This window comes from Flavobacterium aquidurense, from assembly GCF_001404985.1.
GTDB classification, from domain to species: Bacteria; Bacteroidota; Bacteroidia; order Flavobacteriales; family Flavobacteriaceae; genus Flavobacterium; species Flavobacterium aquidurense_B.
This window is the reverse complement of sequence record NZ_JRLF01000006.1, coordinates 47,650-69,295: the sequence shown is the minus strand read 5'-3', so window position 1 is coordinate 69,295 and position 21,646 is coordinate 47,650. Positions and strand designations below refer to the sequence as shown.

The following is a 21,646-nucleotide window of genomic DNA, read 5'->3' as shown; positions in this document are numbered from 1 at the left end:
TAAAACTCCTTTATTTAATTATTTTTTCTTTTTATAATACTTGCGGTATTTTGGATATGTCAGAATTCCGATAAGGGAGATTGTTCCTAATGAATACCAAGTCCAGCTTAATGAATGTGCATCTCCACTTGCATATGAGTGCAAACCTACCAAGTGGAAGTTTACTCCGTAATAGGTAAATAAAATCGACACAAATGCATACATACTCATTAAATTAAAGAACCATGTTCCTCTTAATGATGGTACAAAACGAGCGTGAATCACAAATGCATAAAACATAATAGAAATTAGGGCCCAAGTTTCTTTTGGATCCCATCCCCAGTAACGTCCCCAGCTTTCGTTGGCCCATTGTCCTCCAAGGAAGTTACCAATTGTCAACATAATTAAACCAATAGTTAAGGCCATTTCGTTGATGTAAGTAATCTCTTTAATGTTTAGTTCCATTTTAGTCTTGTTTTTCTCATTGGTAAAGAAAATCAATATCAGGGCTACAAAGCCTAAAATCATTCCAAGTGCGGTAGGCCCGTAACTAGCCACAATAACAGCAACGTGAATCATTAACCAATACGAATTCAAAACAGGTTGTAAATTTGCAATTTCAGGATCGATCCAGTTTGCATTTGATGCCATGAAAATCATCGCTGTCACAAACGCTGCAGATGCCACCGTAAGCTTCGATTTTCTGTCAAAAGCCAATCCAAAGAACATTGTTGACCACGCCACATATACAATTGCTTCGTAAGCATTACTCCACGGCGCGTGACCTGAAATGTACCAACGTGCTATTAATGCAACGGTATGAAATACAAATATTATCCCTATTAGTATATGAAAACCATTTACTGTAATGCGAAGCCATTTTTTATCAAAGAAAATATTAAACAATGTAAAAATCAACATGAAAATTCCGGCAAGAGAATACCAATAGAACATTTTAGGTAAAATATTGTATTGATTGTATGCTATTTCAAGATCGATTTTCTTGTCACTTGGTCGTACCTTACTTCCAAATTTTTTCTGAAAACCATTTATACTTTCAACCAGATGATCAGCTGTTGTGAAGTCTTTAGAAATTGATCCGTTGTTTAAAGCACTAAAATACATAGGTAAAATTTGCTTTACATAAGTAGAATCCATTCCTTTTAAACCTGCATTTTGCATTTCTAAATACGAAATCCATTTGTTATTTGGATCATTGGGGATTGGAAAAATTTTCAGGATACTTCCGCTTAACGCAGATTCCATTAGGTTAACCTTTTTATCTGCTTCAATAAAATCCTTCTCAAAGCTATTTGGATTCCCTGCTTTGTAAGCTGCATCTAAATAAGGTGATAATTTATAATTTCCGTTTTCATCAAAGAATTTTACAAACGGTACCAGTTTTGCTTTTCTGTCTACACCAATGATTTTACGAATACTATCATCTTTTGTATTTAAATAAATAATTGGGACCTGGATCCAAACCTGAGCGTATTGTGTCATTGACAAGAATACCTGATCAGAATTCATTCCGTTATAGGTATCGCTCTGACTTACTTTTCTCAACAATTCTGATGAGAACGTATTAATAGGTTTCATTCTACCACCCGCATCCTGAATAATCAAACGTCCGAATTTTTCCGCATGTGCTTCCGGAGCTTTATAAATTGTTAAGAGCGAATCTATTTGCTTCTGGCTTGGTGCCGCAGTTACGTGATTGGCATGATCGTTAGGATCTACAGGATGATCGTGATTATGACCCGGTGTATGAACATGTGGTGCCTGAGCAAAACCGGTCATACTGATCATTAAAATCAAAATGGTAATTAGTTTTTCTTTTTTCTTTTTCACAATGTCTAATTTACGTTTTAGATCAGCAAAACGAGAATGTTTGGTAAACATAATAGCCATTAAACCAAAGTACAGCATAAAATATCCTAAATAAGTAATAGATGTTCCCCAGAAATCATGGTTTACAGACAATACAGTCCCTTTTTCGTCCGGATCGAATGAAGATTGAAAAAATCTATATCCTTTGTAATCTAAAACGTTGTTCATAAAAATTCTAGCATCAAAAGTTTCTGTAGAATCCTGAACGGTTACTTTGCTTTCAAAAGCAGAATAACTTTTTTCTGTTCCAGGATATTTTGTTGCGATAAAATCGTTTAGTTTCACTTTAAATGGTAAAACGTAAGCTTTACTTCCGTAGAATAAACTGTATTCGATTTTACCAATTTTTACGGTTTGAGGTTCTCCTACACTGCCTTTAGATCCTAAAAGACGAACTTCTTTTTCCTGACCGTCTGCTTTAACTTTTACAATTAAGGCATCATGGTGCGACTTGGCTTTAAAATCATTATCTGATTCGTAATCAACAATTCCTTTTATTGCCGGATCCGGAAAAACAATTCGGATGTCACCTATACTATATAAGGAACGCATCATAAGAGGCTGTACATTATCTTTTGTTACGGCTCCTTTTAATTTATCTGCCATTCGCATAAACTCTCCTTCAAAAGGCGTTTGAATGGTGTATTTTTCACCTGTTGTATTAATATTAATTGCACCATCTGTAGGTTTGTTTAAGGCAAACAATACATTGTGAATATTTTGAACTTCTCCTTCTTTCAGAAAATGTTCTTCACGACCTCCCGCTCCTGCTTCTACTAACTTAAGATATAAAGTTCCGTTGGCAGTTGGTTTGATCGTTTCTTTAGCTCCCATAATATATTTCACGTAACTTACTTCAAAAGGAGTTTCGTCAAATTTACCTGAAAGTGTAAAATCGTTATTTGTTACCGGCGAAAACAATAAGGCTTTATCAAAAGACCTGCGTTTCATTTCGCCTTTGTATTCTCCGTCTGCAAAAACAGTCAGGAATGTTTTATCTGAGTAAATTTGATTTTCTGCAGCACCTTCACGGATTGGCATCATCCCTTCGTAGCTGATATATCGTGTAATAAATGCTCCTAAAAGGATAAAAATAAACGCAATATGAAGTATCAGTGTCGCCCATTTTTCTTTTTTATGCAATTGGTAACGTTTGATATTTCCGAAAAAATTGATCAGAAAAAAGACCATTATCGCTTCGAACCACCAGGTATTATAAATCAAAATTCGAGCTGTATCTGTATTGTACTTACTTTCGATAAAAGTACCAATACCCATTGCTATAGCAAATGTTAAAAAAAGAACAGACATTAATCTTGTAGAAAACAAAAAAGAGAATATTTTTTTATCCATTTTTAAGGAATTACATTGTATAAAAGTGGCACAAAAGTACTTAAAAATGTTGAGTTGCAATATTTGTACTTTGTTAATAAAAACTAAAAAAAGAGCTTTTAATAAAATCAAATTCTTAAAAACGTACGCCTAATTTGACAAATTGAATAGTATATATAGCAGCATCAAATTGAATATTTATAACAAATCAAAAACATCAAAGTTATTTTTACTGATTATTAAACTGTTACACTCAATTTAAAACTAATGTATAATAAATATTCGCCTTTATAAAAGCGTTTGAATATCATTAACAAATAAGTGTTCAGCAAAAATCCTTTTAATCTCTATAATCCGTGGTTAAACTTTAAAAAAAATAATGCTAATTTTGCGATATGATTCAAATAACGATAATTGGTTCCGGAAATGTTGCTCAACATTTGATAAAAGCTTTCTCTAAAAGTGAACTTGTAGAAATTGTACAGGTATATTCCAGAAAAAAGGAAACATTGTCTTCTTTAATCGAATACGATAAAATTACAAGTGATTTTGAGGAATTAAAAGAAGCTGACCTATATATTATAGCCGTTTCAGACAAGGCTATTGCAGATGTTTCGAGTCAACTGCCTTTTCAAAACCGAATCGTCGTTCATACTTCCGGCGCAGCTTCGCTTGATGTTTTAGACTCTAAAAACAGGAAAGGTGTTTTTTATCCGCTTCAGACATTTTCTAAAAATAAAGAGATTGATTTTTCGACAGTCCCACTTTGCTTAGAAGCTGAAAATACTTTTGATTTCCGAGTTTTAGAAACTGTGGCCAAAAGTGTTTCTACTGCCATTTTCCCAATTAATTCTGATCAGAGAAAAGCACTGCATGTTGCAGCTGTTTTTGTAAATAATTTTACAAATCATATGTATCAGATCGGACAGGAAATTTGCGAAGAACACCAGGTTCCGTTTGAAATTTTAAGACCTTTAATTCAGGAAACAGCCAATAAAATCAATACACTTGATGCAATTGACGCGCAAACTGGTCCCGCAAAACGAAATGATTTCACGACAATTCAGACTCATTTAGACTATTTGACCAAAGAAAATCAAAAGAATATTTATAAAATACTAACACAATCTATACAGAATAATGGCAAAAAGTTATAAAGAAATAATGAACGATATCACAACGTTTGTTTTTGATGTTGATGGCGTACTTACAGACAGTTCGGTTTTTGTAACCAATGAAGGAGAAATACTTCGCACGATGAATATTCGTGATGGTTATGCGATGAAAGCGGCTGTAGAAAGCGGCTATAATGTTTGCATTATTTCTGGCGGAAGCAACGAAGGTGTTCGTGTTCGTTTACACAATCTGGGAATCAAAGATATTCATTTGGGAACTCCTGACAAAGTTAAAACTTTTAAAGAATACACTGATACTTACAACATTAAACCTGAACAGGTATTGTATATGGGAGATGATATTCCTGATTTTCATGTAATGAAATTAGTAGGATTACCAACTTGCCCTCAAGATGCAAGTCCTGAAATCAAAAATATTTCTCGTTATATTTCGCATGTAAAAGGCGGAAAAGGTGCTGCACGTGATGTTATAGAACAAGTAATGAAGGTACAGGGAAAATGGATGGAATATTTTAATGGTCAACACGATTAAAAGGACAGTTTTCCGTTTCAGTTTCCAGTTTAAATAAATAACCGTGTTAACTTTGACAAAGATCTAAGATAGCTCAAAAGCTTTAAACCTTTGCATCTTTGACTCTTTGAACCTTAAAAAAACTCAGTAACTTAAAAAAAATGAAATTCCTTAAACTTATTCGATACAAAAACCTTTTGATGCTTGCTTTTATGCAGATATTATTTCGTTATGCATTTTTAAAACAACAGGATATTCCTTTGGCTTTAGCAGATTGGCAATATGGATTATTGGTATTAAGTACCGTTTTATTAGCGGCAGCGGGTTATGTCATCAATAACATTTATGATGTTTTTACCGATACAATCAATAAACCTGAGGACGTAGTAATTGGCAAAGGAATTTCTGAAACTGCTGCTTACAATATTTATATCGGACTTAATATCTCTGGTGTTGCAATTGGATTTATTTTATCGAATATTATTTTAAGACCTAATTTTGCATCACTTTTTATCCTGATTGCGACACTGCTTTATTTTTATGCGACAACCTTAAAGCAAATCATGATTTTAGGGAATTTTGTTGTCGCATTACTGCTTTCTGCAAGTGTACTTATTATTGGAGTTTTTGATATTTTTCCGGCAACTAATTCAGAGAATCAGGCACAAATGGCGAGTCTTTTTTCGATATTAACAGATTATTCCTTGTTTGCTTTCATGATCAATTTTATTCGCGAAATCATTAAAGATATTGAGGATGTAAATGGCGATTATAACCAAGGAATGAATACATTACCAATTGCGATAGGTATAAGCCGTGCTGCAAAAGTAGCATTGGTTTTTGCTATTATTCCTTTTATTTCCTGCCTGCTTTATATCAATAAATATTTTCTTGAGAATAATCTTTATATCGCTACTTTCTATGCTTTTGCTTTTGTATTAGCACCTCTTTTATATTTTATTATTAAAATAATTTCGGCAAAATCAAATAAGGATTATCATCATTTGAGTAGTGTTTTAAAACTAATCTTATTTTTCGGAATTTTATCAATTCTGGTTATTACCTTAAATATTAAATACAATGCTTAAAGAAAAATTAAAAAAATATACTTTAATTCTGGCTTCGGGATCACCTCGCAGACAACAATTTTTTAAAGACCTTGATCTCGATTTCGAAATTAGATTAAAAGATATTGAAGAAATATATCCACCCGAGTTAAAAGGAGTTGAGATAACGGATTATTTGGCAGCATTAAAAGCGAGTGCATTTGATGGTGAACTAAAAGAAAATGAGATTTTAGTAACCAGCGATACTATCGTTTGGCACAATAATAAAGCTTTAGGTAAACCAAAAAATGCCGAAGAAGCTTTTGAAATGATCAAATCGATGTCAAATAATACTCATGAAGTTTTTACATCGGTTTGTTTTAGAACAAGCTTTACTTCTACCGTACTAAATGATGTTACTAAAGTTACTTTTAAAGATCTGTCAGACGAGGAAATTTTATATTACATCGAAAACTATAAACCTTACGATAAAGCGGGAGCTTACGGAATTCAGGAATGGTTTGGTTTCATGGCAGTTGCAAAAGTTGAAGGTTCTTATACAAATGTTATGGGCTTGCCAACAGCCAAAGTTTACGAATATTTGAGTACTTTAGTGTAAAAAATTATTTATGTTTTCTTTTAAAGAATATAGTCAGGAAATTTTAAGCACTGTTGTTCTCCTTTTTGCTTTAGTCGCGTTAAGAGTTATTATTGCAAAACTTATACGCCGTTACGCCAGTACAAGTCATTTATTAGAGCACCGTACTAATTTGGTGATCAAATATATACAGATATTAATGAATATACTGGTAACCATAAGTTTAATCGTTATTTGGGGTGTAGATACAAAAGATATTTTTATTACAGTTTCTTCCATTGCAACCGTTATTGGTGTGGCTATGTTTGCACAATGGTCGATTTTGAGTAACATCACATCCGGAATGATTTTATTTTTTTCCTTTCCTTTCAGAATTGGCGATACAATTAAAATTCATGATAAAGATTTTCCTATCGAAGCAGAAATTGAAGATATTAGTGCATTTCATGTTAACTTAAGAACAAAAGAAGGCGAAAAAATTATTTTCCCAAATAATCTTTTATTACAAAAAGGAATTTCAATCATGCCTACACATTACGAAGACAAAGAGTTCTTTGACTAAAATCATAATGGGAATTTTATAAACTAATAATAAAAAGCTAAAACGATATTTCTTAAATAAAATATAATATTTGTTTTACCAATTACTAGTTTTTACTAATTCACCAACTACAAATGATTCGTAACATAGAATTACCGTTTTATGCTAAACTTGCTTTTATACTTGTTAGCTTAATTTCTTTTGCTTTTATATTTTGCCTTGGCAAAGATATTATCACACCAGTATTAATGGCATTTTTATTTGCCGTATTATTAGTGCCGATTTTTACTTTTTTAAATTCCCGGTTAAAATTCCCCAGACATTTAGCCGCTGCTTGCTGTATTTTACTTTTTGCAGCTTGTATTGTGGGTATTTTGGTTTTTATCTCGTATCAGGTAAGTGATATTGCAAATGATTTTGACACTATAAAAAAGAATGCTAATAAGTTTATTACAGACATTCATAGATTTGTAAAAGATAATTTTCATGTAAGTATTGGCGAACAGAAAAAATACATTGATACGGTTGCCAAAGATTCTGTACAAAACGGAAAAGCAACTATAGGCTCTGCTATAGTTTCCATAACCGATTTACTTGTAGATTGCACCATTATTCCTATTTATACTTTTCTGTTCCTTTTATATAAAGATCATTTTATTTTGTTTTTGGCAAAATTGGTCAACAAAAATGATCATGCAAACCTAAAAGCCATTTTAGCACAAATAAAAGTTTCTATTAATAATTACATTGTAAGTCTGATTTTAGAAATGATAGTCGTATCTGTATTGACAGGTTTAGGGCTTTGGATTATTGGAATCAAATACTTCATCTTATTAGGATTAATAACCGGAATTCTAAATCTTATCCCTTATATTGGTATTTTAATTGCTGGTATTATCACCCTTTTGGCATCATTAACAGGCTCTGGAGAAAGCTCGGTTATATTAGGGATTTTAATTGTAAACATCATTGTTCAGTTAATAGACAATAATTTATTAGTGCCTTTAATCATTAATTCTAAAGTCGAAATTAATGCCTTTGTTTCTATAATGGGAATTATTATTGGTGGTGCAGCTGCCGGAATATCAGGTATGTTTTTAGCCATTCCTCTCTTAGCTATTCTAAAAATCATATTTGACAGAATAGAATCATTAGAACCATGGGGTTATTTAATGGGCAATCATATGCCCAGAAAATTTACCTGGAGAATTCGAAAAACAAAGATCGAAAACTAAATAGTACTTAGATTTTACAAAAAAGTCTTATTAATTTTATATATTCATATCATAATCAACTTTAAGCCAGTCATCAATTATCTAATGTTTGTAAACAAAAAAATAGTAGTTTTTATTTTGTTATGCTTTTGCTTACAAGGCACCTATGCTCAGGTTGATAAATCTAAGAAAGATACAAAGGAGAAAAAAGACACTACAGAAGTTTATACAAAAATTAAAAATTATTCAAAAAAGAATAAATTTACACAAACACTTCATAAATTATTTTTCAGAACTGCAAAAACCAAAAAAAAGGAACAAATTCTTGTACAGAATGATACGACCAATTTTAATGGAAAAATCATCAGGAACATTAATATTGTAACACTTGATCCTTTTGGACATTCTATTACTGATACAACCCAAATGCCAAAAAATTGGGGTGAAAGAACGGGAAACAGGCTGCATTTGAAAACAAAAAAAATAGCTATCTATAATTTGTTGCTGTTTAAAAGAAATTCTACTTATAATACCTATAAAGTACAGGAATCTGAGCGTTTAATACGTTCTCAGAAATATGTAACAGCAGTCAGGATAACAAATAAACTAGCTGGTGCAGCATCAGATTCTGTAGATGTTACCATTCGTGTTCTGGATTCCTGGAGTACAATACCAAAATTTTCAATCTCTAGTAATCGTGTTTCTCTCGGGTTTAAAGAAAAAGACTTTTTTGGCTCAGGGCAGCAATTAGAATATCGTTTTACCAACAGGTTTGATGATGGACGAAACGCTAATGAAGTTACTTATACCGCTCCTAATATTAAAAATACTTACATAGGAACGACACTTTATTATAATATGGACCTGGATAACAATTATACTAAAAGTATCAATGTAGAACGGCTCTTTTACTCCCCGCTTACAAAATGGGCCGGAGGAGCTTATGTAGGTCAGATTTTTCGACGAGATACCTTGCAGGCACCGGATATGAGTTATGCTTACCAGCCTTTTAAAAATAATTTTCAGGATTTATGGGCAGGACATGCTTCTAAAGTATTTGAAGACGAAAATGGTATAACAAACCTGGTGGCAAGCGGACGCTTTCTGAATGTTAATTACAGTGAAAGTCCGTCTGAACTTTATGATCCTACCAATTTTTATTCAGACGAAAAATTTCTTTTTGCCGGAATTGGGCTTAACAGACGTAAATTTATAAAAGAGACTTATCTTTTTAGAAATGGACAAGTCGAGGATGTACCGATAGGCCGAATTTATGGCGTTACTTTTGGATATCAATACAAGAATACATTTTGGAGACCTTATGTTGGCGGACAATTTTCTTTTGGGAATTATTACAGATGGGGATTTTTAAGTATGAATTTTGAAGCCGGAACCTTCTTTCATCAATCCAAAACATATCAGACAGCATTTTTGATGGAAACCAATTATTTTACAAAACTCTACAAGATTGGGAATTGGAAACTCAGACAATTTGTAAATCCAAAATTTGTTATAGGTGCAAATCGAGAGAATATTATTGGAGATCAATTGAATATCAACGAACGAAATGGTTTGGCTGGATTTAACAGCGCCATATACGGAACAAATAAAATGGTTTTGTCCCTTCAAACCCAGACATATTCTCCTCATGCCCTTTGGGGATTTCGTATGAACCCGTTTTTTAATTATTCGATTGCCGTATTAGGAAGTCCAAATAATGCTATGGGAAGAAATAAAGCCTATCAAAAAATTACTTTAGGTTTATTGATAAGCAATGATTACCTGGTATTCAGTTCATTTCAGCTTTCTATTTCCTACTACCCTACTATTCCGTTTCAGGGTGATAACGTATTTAAAACAAATACTTTTGAAACTACTGATTTTGGTTTGCAAAATTTTGAGCTTGCAAAACCAAGAGCTGTAGAGTACCGATAATATTTTTATCTTTTTTTTAAAATTTAAATTTTACGAAAACGTTTTCAAAATCAAAACTTTACAAAATAATCAAACAGATTACACTCGTTAAAATACATCGTTTATCCGATAAACTACATTTTGTTTTTCATTTTTGGCACAGTATATGAATATCCCTAAACAGGAATAACATTAACATTAAAACTAAAAAAAATGAAAACAATAAAAATAGCAATCGTAGGTTTATTCCTTTTGGTTGCAAGTGCCACACAAGCTCAGGTATCTATAAATGTTAATATAGGATCACCTCCTGCCTGGGGACCTCAGGGATATTCTGAAATGGAATATTACTACTTACCGGATATTGAAGCGTATTATGATGTAAGAGCTTCGCAGTTTATTTATTTTGGAGGAGGTAGATGGGTTAGAACAACTTATTTACCAAGACAATATAGAAATTACGATTTATACGGAGGATACAAAGTAGTTTTAAATGATTATCACGGAAGAACTCCTTATACGTATTTTGATCGTCACAGAGTAAAATATTACAAAGGATATCACGGAGCACCTCAAAGACCTTACAGACCAAGAGAAGTTTACGGATATAATGAACGTCCTCACAGAGAGTACAGACACGATAACAGATATCACGACAAGCATGATAAACATGACAGACATGATAGACACGACGACAGACATGATCATGATGATCACCACGGAGGCAGAAGATAATTTTTACCAATAAATTTTCAAAAAGAGACTATCAAAATACTGATAGTCTCTTTTTTTGTGAAGTTTATCAATGAAAAAGGAAATCAATAACCAAACATTAACATTTCATTTAATTAGTCTTCAAAAATATAATTAGTATTTTTGAAGCTCTTTCAAACATTTAACTATACTATGCGAAAAATTCAGATCCAGATTCTTCTTATTTTTTTAACAGGGATTTCCATTTCTTTTGCGCAACAACCACAAAAACCAAGTTCAGTAGAAATTTACAATCAAATCAAAAAATTAAATTTTTTAGGTTCTGTTTTATATGTTGCCGCGCATCCTGACGACGAAAATACACGTTTGATTGCGTATATGGCAAATGAAATGAACGCCAGAACAGGTTATTTATCACTAACACGCGGTGATGGAGGTCAGAATTTGATTGGTCCCCAATTACGCGAATTATTAGGTGTAATAAGAACTCAGGAGTTGATCGAAGCCAGAAAAATTGATGGTGGCGAACAATTTTTTTCACGTGCAAATGATTTTGGTTACTCAAAAAATCCAGATGAAACTCTTGAAATCTGGGATAAAGATAAAGTTCTTGCAGATGTAATCTGGACAATCAGAAAATTTCAGCCGGATGTGATCATCAATAGATTTGATCATCGTTCTCCCGGAACCACACACGGACATCATACATCATCGGCAATGTTAAGTGTTGAAAGTTTTAAACTCACAAACGATCCAAAAATATATCCCGACCAATTAAAATATGTTAAACCATGGCAGGTAAAACGTCAGTTTTTTAATCCATCATGGTGGTTTTACGGAAGTCAGGAAAAATTTGACGCCGCTAATAAATCAAAATTTACCAAATTAGAAACTGGTGTTTATTATAACGGAATTGGAAAATCGAATCAGGAAATTGCTGCTTTAAGCAGAAGCCGCCATCAATCGCAAGGTTTTGGGAGTACAGGTGCAAGAGGTCAGGAAACCGAATATCTGGAACTTATAAATGGGGACAATCCTAAGGAACGCGATAATTTATTTGATGGAATTGATACTTCATGGAACCGAGTTAAAAACGGAAAACCAATTGGAGATTTAATTACCACTATTATCTCAAAATATGATTTTAGCAATCCGGCAGCCAGTATTGCAGATTTGGTAAAAGCGTATTCAATGATCGAAGCGCTTGAAGATGATCATTGGAAATCTTTAAAGTCTGCTGCAATAAAAAATATAATTGCATCTTGTTCCGGATTATATCTTGAAGCTGTTGCGAGCGAGCAGGAAGCAACTCCGGGAAGTACTATTAAATTAAGTCTGGAAGCCATTAACAGATCTCCTGTTGATATGCAATTGACAAGTGTAACTTCATTGCCTGATAATAAAAACACCACTCAGAATATTGTATTAAAAAATAATAATGATCTAAAAATAAATGTACAAATTCAATTGCCTGATAATATTGAATATACGCAGCCTTATTGGTTAAAAGAAAAGGCAAGCGTTGGAATGTACACGGTTTCAAATCAGGAAAATATTGGAATTCCGGATATTATCAGACAAGTAAAAGTACTTTTTAATATCACGATAAATGGCATTCAAATTCCTTTTGAGCGTACCGTTGTTTATAAATACAATGATGGCGTAAAAGGTGAAATGTACAATTTTCTGGATATTGTACCTGAAGTAACGACGTCGATCTTAGAAAAAGTATTAATTTTTGGAAGTACAAAAAGTAAAATGATCCCTGTAAAAGTACGCGCTGGAAAAGACGGAATTAAAGGGAATTTACAATTAGAATTGCCTAAAAGCTGGAGCGTTTCTCCCAGAGAAATTCCTTTTGTTTTAGAGAAAAAAGGAAACGAACAAATCTTTTATTTTGAAGTTACGCCGCCTGTAAACCCAGAAGAAGCTGTTGCAAAAAGCATAGCAATAGTGGGCAGCAAACGTTTTGACAAAGATGAGACTATTATTGATTACAGCCACATAACTAAACAAATGGTATTAAAGCCGGCTGAATCAAAATGCATTCGCATTGATTTAAAAACAAACGGAGATGCCATTGCTTACATTATGGGCGCTGGTGATGAAGTTCCGGAAAGCCTTGCCCAAATGGGATATAAAGTTACAATCATAAAACCTGAAGAAATTACGCCTGAAAAACTCGATTCATTTAATGTGGTTATGACCGGAGTTCGTGCCTACAACACTGTAAATGCTTTGGCAAACAAACAAAACATCCTTTTTAATTTTGTAAAAAGCGGAAAAAATATGATTGTGCAATATAATACCTATGGTAAAACTGTAACAGATCAAATTGCTCCATATCCATTAAAAATATCAAATGATCGCGTAACCGAAGAAAATGCAAAAGTTACTTTTCTGGCACCCACTCATCCTGTTTTAAACACACCAAACAAAATCAGCTCAAAAGATTTTGAAGGCTGGACACAAGAACAGGGTCTATATTATCCGGATCAATACGATCCTGCCTTCACTCCTATTATATCATCGCATGATAAAGGTGAATCTCCAAAGAATGGTGCCTTATTGGTGGCGCCTTATGGAAAAGGATATTATATTTACACCGGTTTGAGCTTTTTTAGAGAATTACCGGAAGGCGTTGCCGGAGCTTATCGATTATTATCGAATATGATCTCTTTAAAACAGCCGGTTGAAGCTCCAAAACAAGAAATTAAGAAATAAAATATTCAGATTATGGAAGCTAAAAAAACAAAGAAATGGAAAAAAAGCTACACATACGTTTTGGTGGCCAACGCAATTTATATTGTGATTTTTTTCTTAATCATGCAATTATACTCATAACCTATGCAACTATTTGATTGGATCGTACTTGTTGTTACACTTTTATTTATTGTTGGGTACGGATCCTGGAAAACTAAAGGAAGTAAAAACGTCGAGGATTTTATTTTAGGAAATAATGAAACTCCATGGTATACTGTTGGACTTTCGGTTATGGCGACACAAGCCAGTGCGATTACCTTTTTATCTACTCCGGGACAAGCTTATCATGACGGAATGGGTTTTGTGCAATTCTATTTTGGATTGCCAATTGCTATGATTGTTATTTGTTTGACCTTTATTCCGTTATATCATAAAAATAAAGTCTTCACGGCTTATGAATTTTTAGAGAAACGATTTGATCTTAAAACACGTTCTCTGGCAGCAATTTTATTCTTGGTCCAGAGAGGTTTAGGAACTGGTCTTACCATTTATGCTCCGGCAATTATTCTGTCGGCACTTTTAGGATGGAATTTGACTTTAATGAACATTATGATTGGTGTTCTGGTAATTATTTATACTTTTTCAGGCGGAACAAAGGCGGTAAACGTAACCCAGAAACAACAAATGTTTGTGATTATGTCCGGAATGTTTATTACATTTTTCCTGATTTTGCATTACTTGCCCAATGATATGACTTTTACAAGCGCATTGCATATTGCAGGGGCAAATGATAAAATGAATATTGTAGATTTCTCTTTTAATCCTGAAGAAAAATATACTTTCTGGAGCGGTATTACCGGTGGTTTTTTTCTTGCCCTTGCCTATTTTGGAACTGATCAGTCTCAGGTTGGACGTTATTTATCCGGAAAATCAGTTCGTGAAAGCCAAATGGGTTTAATCATGAACGGACTTTTAAAAGTGCCAATGCAATTCTTTATTTTGTTAACGGGAGTTATGGTTTTCGTGTTTTTTCAGTTCAATCCTGTTCCGTTAAACTTTAATCCGAATAATAAGATTGTCATTGAAAAATCAGCTTATAAAGAAGAATATCATGCTTTAGAGAAAAAACTCAGCACACTTTCAGAAGATAAAAAAGTAATTAATTTATTGTACATCGATCAGCTCAATCAGGACTTTGACAATCCTATTTTACGAAAAGAACTGGTAACATTTTCTAATAAAGAAAAAGACCTGCGTGATCGTGCAAAAGAAATCATTTTAAAAGCAGACAGCAATAGCGAAACCAACGATAAGGATTATGTTTTTTTTCACTTTATCCTGCATTATTTACCCAAAGGGCTTATAGGTTTATTATTGGCAGTAATTCTTTCGGCTGCAATGTCATCAACGGCTTCAGGATTAAATGCATTGGCATCTACAACGGCAATTGATATTTATAAACGAAATCTAAAAACCGAAAAATCAGAGAAGCATTATCTAAACGCAACAAAATTCTTTACCTTATTCTGGGGAGTTGTCGCGATACTTTTTGCCTGTGTAGGTACTTTGTTTGAAAATTTAATTCAGTTGGTAAATATCATTGGGTCTATTTTCTACGGAACTGTTTTAGGAATCTTTTTAGTTGGTTTTTACCTTCGTCGTGTAAAAGCAAAAGCCATGTTTTACAGTGCTATAATTAGTCAAATGACTATATTTTTCATCTATTACTTTATGATTTACAAACAAGAAAAACTAGGTTATTTATGGCTTAATTTTATTGGAGCAATGCTGACAATTGTACTGTCACTGTTAATGCAGTTTCTGTTTTTTAAAAAAGAACAAGATAATGATGAAGTTGTTTTAGAGTAAGTTTTTTTGTTTAATCAAATAAGAACATTGTGTGAAAAATTTAAAAAATATTTTATTTTTTTATTCTTCTTTTACTACCAAATCAGGAAGAGTCGAATATGGCATCTATTGTTTAGTAAATATTTTACTGACTCTTTTAGCTTTAGATTTATACCGTAACATAAATTTGAGCAATGAAAAAATTCTTAATATATTTTATAGCTGTCTCATCGTTTTATTTACTTTTGTTCCTATGCAAGCTGTCACAACAAGAAGACTGAGAGAGTTGAACGCAAATCCTACTTTTATTATTTTTAATTTCATTCCTATACTTAATATAGCTTTCATATTTTTTTTACTATTGGTAAAAAAACAAAATAAGCAGATCACGCAATTAATAAAACAAAACTCTCTTTAAAAGATTTTCTTCTAAAACGAGATTCGCTAGCCCAGATAGAAGCAGTATCCTTTTTCTTGCTCCTTTAGCAAGGAAAAGATACAATCGCCCCGAGACTTCGGGGGCTGGAAATAGCTCCCGAAAATTCAAATTACAAAATATCTTCTGTTTTTTATTATCGTTCAAAATCTCTTTGTCAAAGTTTAAAATTGAAAGATTGTAATGATTCAAACATTTTGATTCTACTTCAAAAGCTATATCTTTGAGAAAGTAACTATTTATAAATTAGCAAAATAAGCATCATTATGAAGGACTTAAAGAAATACAGCAATAAAACAAAGGCTGCTTTTATTTTGTTGATTGTAATGCTTATCATTTTGCTGGGTAATTTTAATACGCTTCAAAATTCAAAAAACGTAAACGAAAATATTAATGCGATTTATAAAGACCGTTTGGTTGTTGCTCATTATATTTTTCAATATTCTAAGGAACTTCATTTTATAAAAGCCGAAGCCGAAAAACTGGATTTAAGCGACAATATAAAAAAAGATGAGATCATTCATACTTTAGACGTGATTCATAATATTGATGATTTATACTCAAAAACAGTTTTAACAAATAAGGAAAAGCAATATTTTGACATTTTTTTAAGCTCCTGCAAAGAGATCAACAAACAAGTCGAAAACAAAAACTGGAATCAAATTGTTGTTTCAAGCACAGAAGCTTTAAAAACATTAGAATCTTTATCCCAGATTCAGATTCAGGAAGGGAAAGCAAAATTAGCAAGTGCAAATGCGATGTACAGTAAAAACAATAGTCTGGGACAATTGCAAATTGCATTGCTTATTATCCTGGGCGGAATTACTTTTTATTTACTAATTGTAAAGAAAATTAAGAGAACTATCAAAATTCCCGAACCGCCAAGTATGAATTAATTATATCAGTTTTCGATCTTCTTCCTCAATGGCAAGATCATTTATACTCGCAAATCTTTTTTGCATTAAACCGTTTACATCAAACTCCCAGTTTTCGTTTCCGTAAGCTCTAAACCAATTTCCTTCGGCGTTTTGATATTCATATTCAAATCTAACGGCGATTCTGTTATCAGTATGTGCCCAGTATTCTTTTTTTAGTTTATAGTTTTTTTCTTTTTCCCATTTTTTAGTCAGGAAACGAATAATTTCTTCTCTTCCGTTTACAAATTGGTCTCTATTTCTCCATTCGCTGTCTACTGTATAAGCTTTTGCGACTCTCTCCGGATCCTGACTATTCCAGGCGTCTTCTGCTAATTGAATTTTTTCTAATGCCGATTCATACGTGAAAGGTGGCAAGGGTAATTTCTGTTCCATTTTTATAAAATTAAAGTTTGAATGATTTTTTTTGATTGTTCTATAAGATCGTTTGATTTAAATAACTGACTTTCGATAATGCAGCTTTCAAAAAGTAAATAAACATGATCTGCTGTGAGTTCATTATTAATCAAGTCCTTAAAATAATTTCTAAGATCAGATTTATGACTCTGAATTACATTTAACACTTTTATATTATCCCAAGGAATTTCAGAAAGTATGTTTAAAAAACTACACCCTCTAAAATTCTCTTTCTGATTCATAAATATCAAAAAATCAAAAGAAGCCACAACCTTTGATTTTGGATCTTTTTCACTTAAAACAAATTTCTCCAGTTCTCCGAACCAAAAATCATGACGCTGATTCAAAAAAGCCACACATAAATCTTCTTTAGATTTAAAATGCTGATAGAAACTAGCTTTCGCCACTTTTGCGTCTTCAATAATCTGATTTATACCTGTAGCATTATATCCCTGCTTATGGAATAAACCTGAAACTGTATCTAAGATTCTTTCTTTTGGTTGCATTTGTAATGAATTTGAAGTACAAATGTAGAAATAAAAACAAAACAAACAGACAAGTCTGTCTATTTTATTTAAAAAATATTACCCACAATATTTTGCCAAAGATTATGCAACATAAACCAAAAAAAATCCAAATTCCAATTAATATTGGGATTTGGATTTTCAAAATTGTAATTTAATAATTCTAAGGAATTATTATCTGCTCCACTCAGCAATACTATCTTTATTTAACTTCACGTAATCCTGATTGTTAGCAGCTTCAGCAGCAGCAAGTGATGCTTTTGCAGTTTCAACAGCTCCTTTTTTGTCGCCTTGTTTTGCCTGGATTTGTGATTTTAATCTTAAAATGAAATATGGTTTTTCAGTACTCATATCTAAAGATTTATCTACGTAAGTTCTGGCTGTATCAATGTTTCCGTTTGATTGAAACAAATAGGTAGCAGCAGCAAAATAATCATTTGCAGTTGGCCCGTTTAAAGTTTTTTCAATGCTGGCAATAGCATTTTTAGCAGTTGGAACTTCAAATTTTAAAGCTACATGAGAGTTTTCCCAAGCCATTTCTAAGTATCCAAAATTAGGATCCAAGCCATTAATACCAATTGTAAACGTCTCTACGGGAGTTGGTAAAGCATCTTCTTTTACAGTAGTTCTTAAAGCAACATAAGAATCACTCCAGTTTTCAGGTAATCCCCAGTTGTCAGTAGAAAGGTAAAAAATCACTTCCCAGCTCTCTATTTTTGGAATCGTATATATTGCATATTTCCCTTTTTTCAATGTTTTACCATCGATTACTACATCGTCACTAAAATTAATGATTGTATTTTCGTTAGCTCCGGTTCTCCATAGTTTACCAAACGGAACCAAATTTCCAAAAACTGCTCTGCCTCTGGCACCAGGTCTTGAATAGGTAACTTCAACATCTGTTAATCCAACAGTTTGTTTGATATATCCTTTAGGACTCGCCTGTGGGGTCTTTATTTGTGCTTCTGTAGCAAGAGGAGCCAAAATTATGGCTAATGCAATAAGTAGTTTTTTCATTTTTGAGTTTTGTTTTGTTTGTCCAAATTTACAAATTCAATTATCGAACAGATGTTAAATTTTCTATAATTCAACCCTTTAACTGTGATATTTTTTGTGCGTCTAATTCGTTAAAATGATTGATTATAATATCAGCTTCTGACAAATCCTGCATGATAGAATGATGACTGTTATATCCTACACAATAAATTCCGGCTGCTTTTGCGGCTCTAACCCCATTTGTACTGTCTTCAATAATAATACATTCGTGTTTTGGAGCTACAGATAGTGAAGCTGCATGAACAAAAATTGCCGGATTTGGTTTTGATTGCGGGAAATCTTCACCACTAACAACATCTGTAAAATATTGATGCAAATTAAATCTTGTAAACACACGCTCGATTGTTACTTTTGAAGCGGAAGAAGCTAAAATTAACTGTATTCCGTTAGCATACAAATCTTTAATTAAATCTTCAACTCCTTCCAGTAAATATAAATCTGCTTTAGTATCGAAAGCATCATTAAAAATACTTCTCTTTCTTTGAATCAAATCTTCTACTTCATGCTCGATTGCAGGAAAAAATCCTTTAAGGGTTTGAAAAGTATTTCGGGTCGAGAATCCCGTAAACGAAGTATACATTTCTTGAGTTACTTCAATATTTAATTCAGAAAATTGTTTGTAATAGGCATAACGGTGAACAGGTTCAGTGTCTACAATTACACCATCCATATCAAAAATTACTGTTTTTATCATTTTTTCAGGTTCAAAGGTTCTGAGGAACAAAGGTTCAAAGGTTTTCTGTAGAGACACACAGCAGTGCGTCTTTTATTTAAGGTTCTTAGTAACTTAGAGCCTTAGCATCTTAGCTACTCTTTTTTCAACAAATGTCTGATCACGGTTTCGGCTATGTGTAAGCCAAATAAACCTGGCATGTAGCTGTTGGTTCCGTAAAATGACTTTTTGAAGTTTTTACCGTCGGTTAGTTTTAAACTTTTTTCGTCTTGAATTTCAGAAGAGAAAACTACTTTTAGTTTGTTTATTTTTTCTGCTTTTAAACGTTTTCGGATTGCTTTAGAGAAATAGCAGTTTATTGTTTTAGAGATATCTGTTACTTTTACTTTAGAAGCCAGCATTTTTCCTCCAGCGCCCATACTGCTTATAATTTTTACTCTTTTGCGTTTGGCTGCAATAATCAGGTTTAATTTTGGCGTAATGCTATCAATACAATCCAAAACATAATCAAACTCTGGAGAAACGATTTCAAAAGCTCTTTCCGGAGATAAAAATTCCTGTACACGAGTCAGTTTCAATTCAGGATTAATATCCATTAAGCGATCTCCAACAATTGTAATTTTTGGCTGGCCTACTGTTGAATGCAAAGCAGGTAATTGTCTGTTAATATTCGTTATATCAACCACATCTCCGTCTACAATAGTCATATTCCCCACTCCGGCTCTTGCCAAAAACTCAGCCGCAAATGATCCCACTCCGCCTAAACCTACAACCAAAACATTAGAGTTTTGTAAATTTTGTAATCCTTCTTTTGTAAATAAAAGCTCGGCTCTTTCTGTCCACTCTGCCATATCTTATTTTGTTTCTTTTGTTTAATTTAAAATTTGTTTCAGGTTTCAGGTTCTAAATCTAGAATTTTCACCTTTTACTTTTCATTTTTTTACTTCTCAAATACTGATGCAAAATTACTTGCGATAACCTCTTGCAATTCTTTGATAGTTATATTTTTATATTCTGATGCTACATCATAAACCTGTTGAATACTTTCTTCGATTGTATCGGTTTCCAGAAAAAAACGATTGTTTGGAACATCTTGAAAAACAGTTTTCAATTCTGGATTTTTCAGTAAATATTTTCCAAAAGACAGATAAAATCCTGCTGCAATAAGCTGTTGTGCGATTTGACTCTTTTTTGAAAAACCGTGAATAATCATGGGAACTGAAATATTCATTTTCTTTTTTATTGCAATTACTTCCTGAAAGGCAGCCACGCAATGTATCACTACAGGTTTTTTATATTTTTCGGCCAGAGCTAATTGTTTTTCAAAAACTATAATTTGCTGCTCTAACCGAATCTCAATGCGTTTGTCTAAACCACATTCACCAATCGCAAGGCAATTTTGTGTTTGAAGTTTTTCTTCAATAATTTTCAAGTCTTGATCAATTCGATCTTCCTGAATATACCAGGGATGAATCCCGATCGAATAATACGCAATCGAAGCATCAAACGAATTTGGATATTGATTTACCAACTCCAGTATATTCGACTGATTTGTAAACTGATGCGTATGAAAATTAAAAAATTCCATTAATGAAACGTTTTAACCCCCGCTTTAATCTCTACATTCAAGTCATTTTCTAACGGAATAAGCGGACAAGAATACTTATGATTATAAGCACAATACGGATTATATGCCTGATTAAAATCGACTGCGATCGTATTTCCTTTTGGTATTTTTAAATCAATGTACCTTCCTCCTATATAACTCTCCTTACCGGAAGTTAAATCTGAAAATGGTAAAAACAAATGATCTTTGTATTCCTTATTTTTCGAAAGTTCAATATTTCGATATACATTCAGCTTAAGGGCAACGCCATCTATTGTAAAATATAGTGTACCATATTTTATGTACTTTGGCGTTCTGGTTCCTGTAGTTTTCATTTCGAAAACTTTTTCATTTTTTGCTTTCTCAAATTTTGCGTTCACAAAATATTTTCCATTTATGGGATAAAAATCCAAACTTTTAAAAGTTTTCAAATCTTCTTCCATCAACGGACTCTCTTTAGGATCAGCATATTCTGAATTTATTTTCTTTTGAAATTTTTCAGCTTCATTCTGATCAAATTTATTCTGGCCAAAGCAAAAATTTGCCAACAGTAATATAAGAAAAGCGATACTATTTTTCATCTTCTAAATTTTG

The 21,646-nt window shown here is 32.7% G+C and carries 20 protein-coding genes; 12 read left to right on the top strand and 8 right to left on the bottom strand.

The window, feature by feature from the left end; all coding sequences use genetic code 11:
* Window positions 1-18: 18 nt before the first annotated feature.
* Complete coding sequence (ccsA, locus tag RC62_RS01875; protein WP_055092066.1) at window positions 19-3,222, bottom strand: cytochrome c biogenesis protein CcsA; 3,204 nt, start codon at window positions 3,220-3,222, stop codon at window positions 19-21.
* Window positions 3,223-3,596: 374 nt separating this feature from the next.
* Here ccsA and RC62_RS01870 point away from each other — a divergent pair, with 374 nt between their 5' ends.
* The 12 genes from RC62_RS01870 (at window position 3,597) to RC62_RS01810 (ending at window position 16,758) form a co-directional block, all read left to right on the top strand.
* Window positions 3,597-4,358 carry a Rossmann-like and DUF2520 domain-containing protein gene (locus tag RC62_RS01870; protein WP_055092063.1) on the top strand — a complete coding sequence of 254 codons (762 nt, stop codon included), beginning with the start codon at window positions 3,597-3,599 and terminating at the stop codon, window positions 4,356-4,358.
* On the top strand, window positions 4,342-4,869 hold the full coding sequence (locus RC62_RS01865; protein WP_055092061.1) for a KdsC family phosphatase: 528 nt from the start codon (window positions 4,342-4,344) through the stop codon (window positions 4,867-4,869). Before RC62_RS01870 ends, RC62_RS01865 begins: the two co-directional genes overlap by 17 nt.
* A 140-nt stretch (window positions 4,870-5,009) precedes the next feature.
* Window positions 5,010-5,936: a geranylgeranylglycerol-phosphate geranylgeranyltransferase gene (locus RC62_RS01860; protein WP_082421192.1), complete on the top strand. Its 927-nt coding sequence runs from the start codon at window positions 5,010-5,012 to the stop codon at window positions 5,934-5,936.
* Entirely contained in the window at window positions 5,929-6,513 is a 585-nt protein-coding gene (locus tag RC62_RS01855; RefSeq protein ID WP_055092059.1) for a Maf-like protein, read from the top strand. Before RC62_RS01860 ends, RC62_RS01855 begins: the two co-directional genes overlap by 8 nt.
* A gap of 10 nt (window positions 6,514-6,523) precedes the next feature.
* Window positions 6,524-7,054 (top strand): mechanosensitive ion channel domain-containing protein, encoded by a 531-nt coding sequence (locus RC62_RS01850; protein ID WP_055092057.1) that lies wholly within the window; start codon window positions 6,524-6,526, stop codon window positions 7,052-7,054.
* Window positions 7,055-7,167: 113 nt separating this feature from the next.
* Window positions 7,168-8,268, top strand: a complete 1,101-nt coding sequence (locus RC62_RS01845; protein WP_055092055.1) for an AI-2E family transporter — start codon at window positions 7,168-7,170, stop codon at window positions 8,266-8,268.
* An 84-nt stretch (window positions 8,269-8,352) separates the two neighbouring features.
* Window positions 8,353-10,182 (top strand): hypothetical protein, encoded by a 1,830-nt coding sequence (locus tag RC62_RS01840; RefSeq protein ID WP_055092053.1) that lies wholly within the window; start codon window positions 8,353-8,355, stop codon window positions 10,180-10,182.
* A gap of 192 nt (window positions 10,183-10,374) precedes the next feature.
* A complete protein-coding gene (locus RC62_RS01835; RefSeq protein WP_055092051.1) occupies window positions 10,375-10,896 on the top strand; it encodes a hypothetical protein in 522 nt (173 codons plus the stop codon).
* A gap of 171 nt (window positions 10,897-11,067) precedes the next feature.
* Window positions 11,068-13,599, top strand: coding sequence for a PIG-L family deacetylase (locus tag RC62_RS01830; RefSeq protein WP_055092048.1), 2,532 nt, complete (start codon window positions 11,068-11,070; stop codon window positions 13,597-13,599).
* Window positions 13,600-13,722: 123 nt separating this feature from the next.
* Complete coding sequence (locus RC62_RS01825) at window positions 13,723-15,447, top strand: sodium:solute symporter (RefSeq protein ID WP_055092046.1); 1,725 nt, start codon at window positions 13,723-13,725, stop codon at window positions 15,445-15,447.
* A 31-nt stretch (window positions 15,448-15,478) separates the two neighbouring features.
* Window positions 15,479-15,844, top strand: coding sequence for a DUF805 domain-containing protein (locus RC62_RS23225; protein WP_055092044.1), 366 nt, complete (start codon window positions 15,479-15,481; stop codon window positions 15,842-15,844).
* A gap of 284 nt (window positions 15,845-16,128) precedes the next feature.
* Window positions 16,129-16,758, top strand: coding sequence for an MCP four helix bundle domain-containing protein (locus RC62_RS01810; protein ID WP_055092040.1), 630 nt, complete (start codon window positions 16,129-16,131; stop codon window positions 16,756-16,758).
* On the opposite strand, the gene RC62_RS01805 is transcribed toward RC62_RS01810, so the two are convergent.
* From RC62_RS01805 to RC62_RS01775, 7 genes are all read right to left on the bottom strand, one after another.
* Window positions 16,759-17,172: a nuclear transport factor 2 family protein gene (locus RC62_RS01805; RefSeq protein ID WP_055092038.1), complete on the bottom strand. Its 414-nt coding sequence runs from the start codon at window positions 17,170-17,172 to the stop codon at window positions 16,759-16,761.
* 2 nt (window positions 17,173-17,174) lie between these two features.
* Window positions 17,175-17,699 carry a TetR/AcrR family transcriptional regulator gene (locus tag RC62_RS01800; protein WP_055092036.1) on the bottom strand — a complete coding sequence of 175 codons (525 nt, stop codon included), beginning with the start codon at window positions 17,697-17,699 and terminating at the stop codon, window positions 17,175-17,177.
* A gap of 192 nt (window positions 17,700-17,891) precedes the next feature.
* Complete coding sequence (locus RC62_RS01795; protein WP_055092034.1) at window positions 17,892-18,734, bottom strand: DUF2911 domain-containing protein; 843 nt, start codon at window positions 18,732-18,734, stop codon at window positions 17,892-17,894.
* A gap of 70 nt (window positions 18,735-18,804) precedes the next feature.
* Entirely contained in the window at window positions 18,805-19,467 is a 663-nt protein-coding gene (locus tag RC62_RS01790) for an HAD family hydrolase (protein ID WP_055092031.1), read from the bottom strand.
* 113 nt (window positions 19,468-19,580) lie between these two features.
* Window positions 19,581-20,297, bottom strand: a complete 717-nt coding sequence (locus tag RC62_RS01785; protein ID WP_055092028.1) for a ThiF family adenylyltransferase — start codon at window positions 20,295-20,297, stop codon at window positions 19,581-19,583.
* Between the two features lie 89 nt (window positions 20,298-20,386).
* On the bottom strand, window positions 20,387-21,034 hold the full coding sequence (locus tag RC62_RS01780; protein ID WP_055092026.1) for a TatD family hydrolase: 648 nt from the start codon (window positions 21,032-21,034) through the stop codon (window positions 20,387-20,389).
* Window positions 21,034-21,633, bottom strand: coding sequence for a DUF1684 domain-containing protein (locus RC62_RS01775; protein WP_055092024.1), 600 nt, complete (start codon window positions 21,631-21,633; stop codon window positions 21,034-21,036). The genes RC62_RS01780 and RC62_RS01775 overlap by 1 nt, the downstream gene beginning before the upstream one ends.
* Window positions 21,634-21,646: the final 13 nt, after the last annotated feature.

Excerpts from the sequence above, each read along its gene's own strand:
- RC62_RS01850 (WP_055092057.1), top strand. The coding sequence starts at position 6,524 with ATGTTTTCTTTTAAAGAATATAGTCAGGAAATTTTAAGCACTGTTGTT.
- RC62_RS01780 (WP_055092026.1), bottom strand. The coding sequence starts at position 21,034 with ATGGAATTTTTTAATTTTCATACGCATCAGTTTACAAATCAGTCGAAT.
- RC62_RS01860 (WP_082421192.1), top strand. The coding sequence starts at position 5,010 with ATGAAATTCCTTAAACTTATTCGATACAAAAACCTTTTGATGCTTGCT.
- RC62_RS01845 (WP_055092055.1), top strand. The coding sequence starts at position 7,168 with ATGATTCGTAACATAGAATTACCGTTTTATGCTAAACTTGCTTTTATA.
- RC62_RS01855 (WP_055092059.1), top strand. The coding sequence starts at position 5,929 with ATGCTTAAAGAAAAATTAAAAAAATATACTTTAATTCTGGCTTCGGGA.
- RC62_RS01835 (WP_055092051.1), top strand. The coding sequence starts at position 10,375 with ATGAAAACAATAAAAATAGCAATCGTAGGTTTATTCCTTTTGGTTGCA.
- RC62_RS01795 (WP_055092034.1), bottom strand. The coding sequence starts at position 18,734 with ATGAAAAAACTACTTATTGCATTAGCCATAATTTTGGCTCCTCTTGCT.
- RC62_RS01800 (WP_055092036.1), bottom strand. The coding sequence starts at position 17,699 with ATGCAACCAAAAGAAAGAATCTTAGATACAGTTTCAGGTTTATTCCAT.
- RC62_RS01785 (WP_055092028.1), bottom strand. The coding sequence starts at position 20,297 with ATGGCAGAGTGGACAGAAAGAGCCGAGCTTTTATTTACAAAAGAAGGA.
- RC62_RS01805 (WP_055092038.1), bottom strand. The coding sequence starts at position 17,172 with ATGGAACAGAAATTACCCTTGCCACCTTTCACGTATGAATCGGCATTA.
- ccsA (WP_055092066.1), bottom strand. The coding sequence starts at position 3,222 with ATGGATAAAAAAATATTCTCTTTTTTGTTTTCTACAAGATTAATGTCT.
- RC62_RS01825 (WP_055092046.1), top strand. The coding sequence starts at position 13,723 with ATGCAACTATTTGATTGGATCGTACTTGTTGTTACACTTTTATTTATT.
- RC62_RS01790 (WP_055092031.1), bottom strand. The coding sequence starts at position 19,467 with ATGATAAAAACAGTAATTTTTGATATGGATGGTGTAATTGTAGACACT.
- RC62_RS01830 (WP_055092048.1), top strand. The coding sequence starts at position 11,068 with ATGCGAAAAATTCAGATCCAGATTCTTCTTATTTTTTTAACAGGGATT.
- RC62_RS01870 (WP_055092063.1), top strand. The coding sequence starts at position 3,597 with ATGATTCAAATAACGATAATTGGTTCCGGAAATGTTGCTCAACATTTG.
- RC62_RS01840 (WP_055092053.1), top strand. The coding sequence starts at position 8,353 with ATGTTTGTAAACAAAAAAATAGTAGTTTTTATTTTGTTATGCTTTTGC.
- RC62_RS01865 (WP_055092061.1), top strand. The coding sequence starts at position 4,342 with ATGGCAAAAAGTTATAAAGAAATAATGAACGATATCACAACGTTTGTT.
- RC62_RS01810 (WP_055092040.1), top strand. The coding sequence starts at position 16,129 with ATGAAGGACTTAAAGAAATACAGCAATAAAACAAAGGCTGCTTTTATT.
- RC62_RS01775 (WP_055092024.1), bottom strand. The coding sequence starts at position 21,633 with ATGAAAAATAGTATCGCTTTTCTTATATTACTGTTGGCAAATTTTTGC.